Source organism: Candidatus Eisenbacteria bacterium (genome assembly GCA_016867495.1).
Classification (GTDB): domain Bacteria; phylum Eisenbacteria; class RBG-16-71-46; order CAIMUX01; family VGJL01; genus VGJL01.
Genome location: VGJL01000316.1, coordinates 1 through 2,099, shown reverse-complemented (window position 1 = coordinate 2,099; position 2,099 = coordinate 1). Strand labels below are relative to the sequence as shown.

At 65.1% G+C, this 2,099-nt stretch carries 2 protein-coding genes; both read right to left on the bottom strand.

The features are described from left to right. Positions 1 to 90: 90 nt before the first annotated feature. On the bottom strand, positions 91 to 1,338 hold the full coding sequence (locus FJY88_13845; protein ID MBM3288409.1) for a HAMP domain-containing histidine kinase: 1,248 nt from the start codon (positions 1,336 to 1,338) through the stop codon (positions 91 to 93). Between the two features lie 3 nt (positions 1,339 to 1,341). Beyond that, on the bottom strand, positions 1,342 to 1,767 hold the full coding sequence (locus tag FJY88_13840; GenBank protein ID MBM3288408.1) for a response regulator transcription factor: 426 nt from the start codon (positions 1,765 to 1,767) through the stop codon (positions 1,342 to 1,344). Positions 1,768 to 2,099 lie beyond the last annotated feature (332 nt).

Genomic DNA, 2,099 nt, shown 5'->3' with positions numbered 1-2,099 from the left:
CCTGGGTGACGAGCACCCCTCCGATCTTCATCTTCTGCAACTGCAAGAGCGTTCCTCCCGCCGCGGCCTCACTCTGACCTGCCCGCCCGCCTACTCCGGAGGGAGCATGACCTCCGCCAGCGTCCCCTTCCCCTCGGTGCTGTCGATGCGTATCCGGCCCATGTACTTCCTCAGGAGCTTCTGCACGAGCGCGAGGCCGAGGCCGGTGCCGTGCCGCTCGATCTCTCTGGCGTTGGGCGCTCGATAATACTCTACAAAAAGACGGGGCAAGGAGTCCTTCGGAATACCGATGCCGGTGTCGAGGACGCGGAACAGGACGCCGCCGGGCGAGTCCTCGAGCGTCGCGGTGATCCTGCCCCCCCTGGGCGTGTACTTGACCGCGTTCGATAGGAGATTGGCGAAGATATTCTCGATGTCCCCCTGAGCGGCCATGCGCATCATCGGCGAGTCCTGACGGCTCGCGATGAGTTCGACACCACGCCCCTCGCACGCCACCCGAGCCGCTTCGATCTGCGAGTCGAAGACGGCCGCCAGGGACACCGGAGCCACGGGCCTCATCTGGTCCAATTGCTGATCCTCGATCGCGAGGCTCAACAGATCCGAAAGCAACCCCAGCAGGTGCGTCGCCCGCCCGTGGATCTTCGCCGCCAGCTCCTTCTGCTTTTCCGTCATCTCCCCCGCGTACCCTTCTCGCAGCACCTGTGCGAGCTGCTCGATCGTCGCCACGGGGGAGCGCAGGTCGTGCGTCGTCGCAAGGACGAAACGCCGTTTGTCTTCTTCTGCCTTCTCGAGCGCTTCCCTCTGGTTCCTGTACTCCGCAGCGATCGCAACCACCTGAGCCAGGAGGCGCGCGACATGGATCTCGAGCGTGTTGAGGGGCCGGTCCGGCCGCTCGGCCACGCGAAGCTCGCCCAGCCCGTGCTCCCCCGAACGGATGGGAATCGTGAGGATCGCGCCGAGAGTCTCGCCTCCGACACCCCTCGGCGGTCGCCCCGGGATGTCCGTCGATTCCGGGAAGTGGCCTGAGTAGAGGATGGAGGGCTCGCCCTTGCCGTCGAGTGACTTGATCTCGAGGCGGACCCCCTGGGCGTCGAGAAGGCCGGCCGCCTCGTTCGCGATCCTCTCGAGTGTGTTCTTCAGCTCTCCGGGCGTGAGGATGCGCGAGGATGCCTGCTCGGCCAGAGCGAGCGCGTCAAGAACTCGGCGCTGCTCCCCCTTGATCCTCGCGATCGACTCGTCCGTGGAGCGACAGCGCCTCGCGGCTTTCCTCTGCGCGTGGAAAGCCAGAGCGGCGGCGGCCAGGGAAGCCACCACTACGGCCGGAGCCAGCAGCTCCATCGACTAGTTGGCCGGCCGCCCCCCCCTCGCCCGCGAGAGGAGATGGGCGACTTTCGCCAGCAGTTCCTTCGGCTGGACAGGTTTTTCCATGAACTCATCGACGGGAAGGAAATCGGCGTCGGCCTTCTGGTCGAACTTCATCCCCGTCCTCTGGCCGATCGCCGTGAGCATGATGATCGGCATCCCCCGGAAGGGCTCGAGCCCCGCCTCGGGCTTGCGGATCTTGTAGGCCACGTGGAACCCCTCGGTGAGGTCGTCCATCATGACATCGAGGACCATCAGGTCCGGTTTCTCCTTCGGGATCGCCTCGATCGCCCGCGTGCCGTTGGGCGCATGGACGCACTCGTAGCCATTCCCCTCGAGGACGAGTCGCATCGCCTCAACGAGATCCGGATCGTCATCAACCAGGAGGATCTTCCCCTTGCTCATACTGCGGTCGCGCTCCTCTCTTGCCCCCGGGGGGGCCGGACAGACACTCGGGGGGAGCGGAATGGACGATCCGCTCTGTGATGGCGTGCCGGCTGGGCTCACCCATCATAGATCGACCCGGAAGCGGCGTAAAGGAAGCGAATCCAAGCCACTGGGAGGAGGTCCCTCGGCGGGGCGGCCCCCGTGGGCCCGGCGTTGACAGGAGGGGGGGTCTGGCATAGATTCGGGGCAGCTTCAAAGCGAACCAGACCGTGCGTCCTTCGAACCTGCGTGTCCTGGGATGTCTCAGGTCTATCCATCAATCTTAAGGGGTATCGATGAACGTTCTTCTA

Coding starts and splice junctions, on each gene's coding strand:
- FJY88_13845 (MBM3288409.1), bottom strand. CDS start 1,338: ATGGAGCTGCTGGCTCCGGCCGTAGTGGTGGCTTCCCTGGCCGCCGCC.
- FJY88_13840 (MBM3288408.1), bottom strand. CDS start 1,767: ATGAGCAAGGGGAAGATCCTCCTGGTTGATGACGATCCGGATCTCGTT.